The organism is Wolbachia endosymbiont of Drosophila leontia (assembly GCF_028981785.1).
Taxonomy (GTDB): domain Bacteria; phylum Pseudomonadota; class Alphaproteobacteria; order Rickettsiales; family Anaplasmataceae; genus Wolbachia; species Wolbachia pipientis.
Map to the genome: position 1 here is coordinate 1 of NZ_JAPQLK010000113.1, position 4,970 is coordinate 4,970.

General features: G+C 35.5%; 5 protein-coding genes. 2 read left to right on the forward strand and 3 right to left on the reverse strand.

Annotated elements, in window-relative coordinates; translation table 11 throughout:
* Positions 1 to 259: 259 nt before the first annotated feature.
* Positions 260 to 1,417, reverse strand: a complete 1,158-nt coding sequence (ubiH, locus tag OZD63_RS03635) for a 2-octaprenyl-6-methoxyphenyl hydroxylase (RefSeq protein ID WP_274979530.1) — start codon at positions 1,415 to 1,417, stop codon at positions 260 to 262.
* Between the two features lie 136 nt (positions 1,418 to 1,553).
* On the opposite strand from ubiH, the gene OZD63_RS03640 reads away from it, so the two are divergent.
* Complete coding sequence (locus OZD63_RS03640) at positions 1,554 to 2,597, forward strand: ankyrin repeat domain-containing protein (RefSeq protein WP_274979531.1); 1,044 nt, start codon at positions 1,554 to 1,556, stop codon at positions 2,595 to 2,597.
* Positions 2,598 to 2,712: 115 nt separating this feature from the next.
* On the opposite strand, the gene OZD63_RS03645 is transcribed toward OZD63_RS03640, so the two are convergent.
* Both OZD63_RS03645 and OZD63_RS03650 read right to left on the reverse strand, forming a co-directional pair.
* Complete coding sequence (locus OZD63_RS03645; RefSeq protein WP_274979532.1) at positions 2,713 to 3,732, reverse strand: Mrp/NBP35 family ATP-binding protein; 1,020 nt, start codon at positions 3,730 to 3,732, stop codon at positions 2,713 to 2,715.
* Positions 3,733 to 3,814: 82 nt separating this feature from the next.
* Positions 3,815 to 4,213, reverse strand: coding sequence for a hypothetical protein (locus OZD63_RS03650; protein WP_275008144.1), 399 nt, complete (start codon positions 4,211 to 4,213; stop codon positions 3,815 to 3,817).
* 474 nt (positions 4,214 to 4,687) lie between these two features.
* On the opposite strand from OZD63_RS03650, the gene OZD63_RS03655 reads away from it, so the two are divergent.
* Positions 4,688 to 4,970, forward strand: a 283-nt coding sequence (locus OZD63_RS03655) for a transposase (protein ID WP_274979865.1), incomplete at its 3' end; no start/stop codon positions are given.

Genomic DNA, 4,970 nt, shown 5'->3' on the forward strand with positions numbered 1-4,970 from the left:
TAGATATACCTCTTTCTTAACTATGCTTATTTTACCTCATATTTTCGAGATCCTTAACAGGTTCTAAGAGCCAGCATAGCTGTGGATAAGCACGTTTATACAGATAAAAGTACTTATCCACAGCTACACCAATTTTTCTATTGACTTTTAACACAACTGCTGAACAGATACATTCGTCATCCCGCTACGTGTTAGCGGCCAAGATACCGCGGCGGTATGACGTGGGAAACCTGACTTGCATTAGCTATAAAATAGTGATTTATATAAATCCCATAGCATGCCGAATGAAGCGTTTTTTGAGGAAATTTGAATTTTCAACTGCAATCAAGCCAAGATTTCTTAGTGCTTTAGCGCAGAATATTCTGTTGGAAAACATCCTATTTAATCCATCAGTTGCAAGCGCCATTGTAAAATTATCAAAGTATCTGTTACGTGAAATTTTCTTTAATAAATAACTACTGCCAACATCAGTACCAGCCGCTTTTGCAGCAACTACGTGCTTTATAACACTTTCTACATCTCTAATTCCAAGATTAAGCCCTTGACCTGCAACTGGATGAATTGAATGTGCTGCATCGCCGATAAGCAAAACTCTACCCTTATATGACTTTTTTGCAAAAGCAAAACTTAAAGGATAAAGTTTTCTTTCACCCTCTAATTTTATCTCTCCTAAATAAGAACCAAATCTTTTTTTAAGCTCTATAATAAATTCTTCTTCAGACAGATCCATTAGCATTTTTGAAATTTCAGATTTTTCTGTCCAAACTATCGAAGAAGTATAGCCACCCTTCATCGGTAGAATTGCAAATGGACCGCCAGGGAAAAAACGCTCCACAGCTAAGTTTTGGTGATGCAGTTCATGCTTTACATTAAATACCATGCTACTTTGTTTATAGTCAAATTTCACTGTCGGTATAGAAAATAACTCTGGTAATTTAGAGTTTTTGCCTTCAGCGCAGATAAGTAGCGATGATATTAATTCCGGGTTATTATCAAGAATCACTTCCACATATCCTGAATCACAAGCAATTGTTTTATAGGAATGTGGAGAGTATATATTCAGTTTATTCAAAAAATTATTGTTGATTGCATTCCATATAGCAGCATTGTTAATAACATAACCCATTGGCTCTTTGCTAACCATTTTATGATTGTAATGCACAGTAATTGGGCTATCTCCATCTAATATGCATATATCAAGTATTGGCTCAGCTTCACTCTCCACAAACTGCCAAATCCCTAACTTTTCCAATATTTTTTTCGAACCTTGAGAAATAGCAAATGCTCGGTTGTCATCTACTACACGTGGTAGACTATTTTTTTCAATTACAGCTACAGACACAGAGTCACAACTGAGGCCAATGGCAGTAATAAGACCAAGTAACCCACCACCTGAAATGATTACATCGTAATTCATTTTATTCACCTAAAATTACATTTTATTCGTTTTGAGGATAGTTTAAATAAGTTTTAGAGTTATTCATAAAAAAATATAGACTTTTTGTTGAAAGTGACATAAAACTACCTATTGAATATGAATAGGGTTAATCAAAATGAACACACAAAGAAAAGCAGATCTGAGCGAATATAAAGATGATAGTTTTCAAGAAAACGAAAGGTACAGTAAAACTAAAAAATCATCAGTCAGGTTCTCTCAATTGACAGCTGCATCTTTGGCAGGTGCTTTAGCAGTTTATTTCTCATATAGTTCATCTCCTTGGCGTTATGTACTAATAGTGGCGTTCGCTTTTACTGCAGTTCTTCTGATTGCAGGTGCTGTTATGGCGCGTTCTGTGGAAATAGAAGAGTCTAATACGCACAAGAAAATAGATTTGACATTACTAACAGATTCGATCAATAAATCAATAGAAGAGTCTTGTACACACAAGAAGATAGATTTGACATTACTAATAGGTTCGATCAGTAAATCGAGTGAGCGTATGTACCGTAAGGAGTGTGAAGAAAGAGCAAGAAGATTTGAGCATGAGAAGACATTTAGTCAATTTTATCGCCATAATCCAATATTAGACTTACACATAAGATCAGTATTTCGTGAGGAAATGATATACAAGCGCGAGAATGAGTTACATAGACTCACTTCTGAACTAGAAAAGGGGATGTTTTTAGGAAATGATAATAGGCTACTACTGCGAATGGAGGAAATTTTAAGCGGTAATAATAGGTCCTATACGCATGACATGGTCAAGTGTATGGTTAATGAACGTGATCATGATGGTAGTACACCTTTACATAATGCTGTGCAATCAGAATTTTTATTTGCTATAAGATTATTATTCGAGCATGGTGCAGATTGTTTTATTCAGAACAAGAAAGGTCAGACTCCTTATGGATTATCCTCTAAGAGTTGCCTAGTACAGGATTTATTTCAAGGCTGTCCGTTTGTAAAAGAAAAAATCAGGGAACAAAAGTATAGCAATAATATAAATAAGTTACTTAATATACCACAAATAAGATCTAGACTGTATAATAATCCAAGCTCTTTTCAAAAGGTGCCAAATTGTGAAGGAGCTTGCAGTACTTTAAAAGAATTAAGCGTAAATAAGGTTTTAGATTCATGCCGTTTTACTGTTTCTTAAGTGGTAGACTATTTTTACAGCTACAGAGTTATTAATGAGGCCAATAGGAGCTACCACCTGATTCGTTTTATTCACGCTAATTGTAAAATTATATTTTATCTATTTTGAAAATAGTTTAAACAAGCTTTATAGACAAAGACCTAACATCTTTAGCAATACCTTCATAAATCCCTGCTAAGTCTTCACTTAACATTAAAGGATTTCCGCAATCAGAAGCATGGCATATTTGTGGATCTAGAGGAATTCTGCCTAGGAGTTTGATTCCTAGCTCTTCGGACATTCTTTTTGCACCGTCTTTTCCAAATATGTATATTTTTGAGTTATTTTGAATGAAATAACTCATATTTTCTACAATGCCAATAACCGGTACGCTGAGCTTTTTAAGCATATCATAAATTTTGCGAGCATCGATTAAAGAGAGCTCCTGTGGAGTTGAAACTATTATCGCTCCGGTTAAGTTAAAATTTTCCATAAGACTTAAATGCATATCGCCAGTTCCAGGTGGTGTATCAACTATCAAATATTCTATATCAGACCACCTTGTTCCCATTAGCAGATTATAAAGTGCTTTTGTGATCATAGGTCCGCGCCATATTGCTGCACGATCCTTGTCAACAAAATAGCCGATTGAAATAGTATGTAGTCCATACCTTTCTATAGGTATTGCTTTTCCACCCTGTATTTCTGGCTTTAATTTTTCAGTGCCAAGCATTTTAGGAACTGAAGGACCATATATATCTGCATCAACCAGCGCAACTTTATGTTTCAACTTTGCTAATGAGAGAGCAAGATTTAGCGCAACTGTGGACTTGCCCACACCGCCTTTACCAGAGGCCACAACGATTATATTTTTCACTCCTTCGATATGTAATTTAGCTTTTTGTTGCCCAGTTTGTTTTTGACAAGTAGCAACCACGGTTACCTTCTCTACCCCTGGTACAGCCTTAACAGTTTGTTCACAAATTTTTCTTAATTCTTCGTTTGCTTGCGTGTCACCGGCAACTTCAAGCGCAAAACCAATGTCCCCGCCTTTAATAATGATTGAGGATATTATGTCAAGAGCGATCACATCTTTACCGCTTTTTTGCTCTATGACTTTTTTTAAGTTCTCTCTTACAATTTCTTCGTTGATCACTAGACCTCTGTTGTTTGATACGCCAGGAAGGGTATCATTGTGACAATGTTACACGAAATAAATTCAAAAACCAACAAGCCTTTTAGGCGATTTCTTCCTGAAGTTGTTCAATTTTAGCTTGAGGAAGGCTGGTTGTCTGGGAGATAATATCAATAGAGATGCCAGCTTTAAGTAAGTTTTTTGCAACTTCAATTTTTCCTTCAATTCTACTTTGCATAATGCAGGATAAATTATCATCCTCACGTTTCTTATTTTGATCATAAGTAAAACGCTCTTCTTCACTCCAATTATATTGATTCAACTCATTATAAGCCTTGCCAATAATTACATCACTTCCCACCACTTTTTTTAGATCCTCTTCACTAGTTTCACTTGCATACTGTTGTCTAAGTGAAGAAGGTCGCCCCTCCTCACTCGACTTCAAAACCGTACGTGAGACTTTGTGCCTCATACGGCTTCTCTCTAATTTGGTGCTTGTCATGCACACCTCCTGTGTAATTCATCGTGACAATGTCCATGTAACAAAGACAAGTTTTTGATCATATTGTTTCGTCTATTCCGGTCTTTGTGATGTATTTCTATTGTATCATCACTTTTAAACCATAGTCTACAATTATCACATTTACTTTGTTGTAACTTCAATAGTTTTATTACTCTTGATGGCTTATATGGTATTTTTCTCAGACGTTTACCCCAATAAACCCAATCACCATCATATGGAGATCTGGTTTTTTGCACTTTGATATGTCGTTTAATAACATGATCGCTGTGTATAATAAGATGTATCTTGTTACTTGTAATAAAACGCCAGTTATCGTTATTATACTTTTTAAAGTATTTTCTTTTTATCCAGCATTTCCCTTTGTTTGGGTGCCTAAAGACTGACCTTACCCAGAAAAAGTGGAGAGAAAGAAAAGAGTTTTTTTGGGTAAAATAAAATTTTGGAGGATTAGAAATGGTAAGAGAATATACAGCAGAATTCAAATTGGAAGCTGTTAAACTGGCAAATGAACAAAGAAAGGCAGGTCAAACAATTACAAAAATAGCAAAGGATTTAGGAATAAAGGGTGGTTTATTAGGAAAATGGATAAAGAAACACAACGAAAAAAAGTCGGCAGCAGATGCATTTCCAGGTAGAGGTAACATGGCTCCTTACGACAAAGAGAGGTTTGATTTACAAAGCAAGAGTAACAAGGGAAAGAGACATTTAAAAAAAAGCCCTGGCCAGTCAAAAAGAG

What these genes read in the sequence shown, in the direction of transcription:
- OZD63_RS03650 (WP_275008144.1), bottom strand. Translation starts at nt 4,213, where the DNA reads ATGACAAGCACCAAATTAGAGAGAAGCCGTATGAGGCACAAAGTCTCA.
- OZD63_RS03640 (WP_274979531.1), top strand. Translation starts at nt 1,554, where the DNA reads ATGAACACACAAAGAAAAGCAGATCTGAGCGAATATAAAGATGATAGT.
- ubiH (WP_274979530.1), bottom strand. Translation starts at nt 1,417, where the DNA reads ATGAATTACGATGTAATCATTTCAGGTGGTGGGTTACTTGGTCTTATT.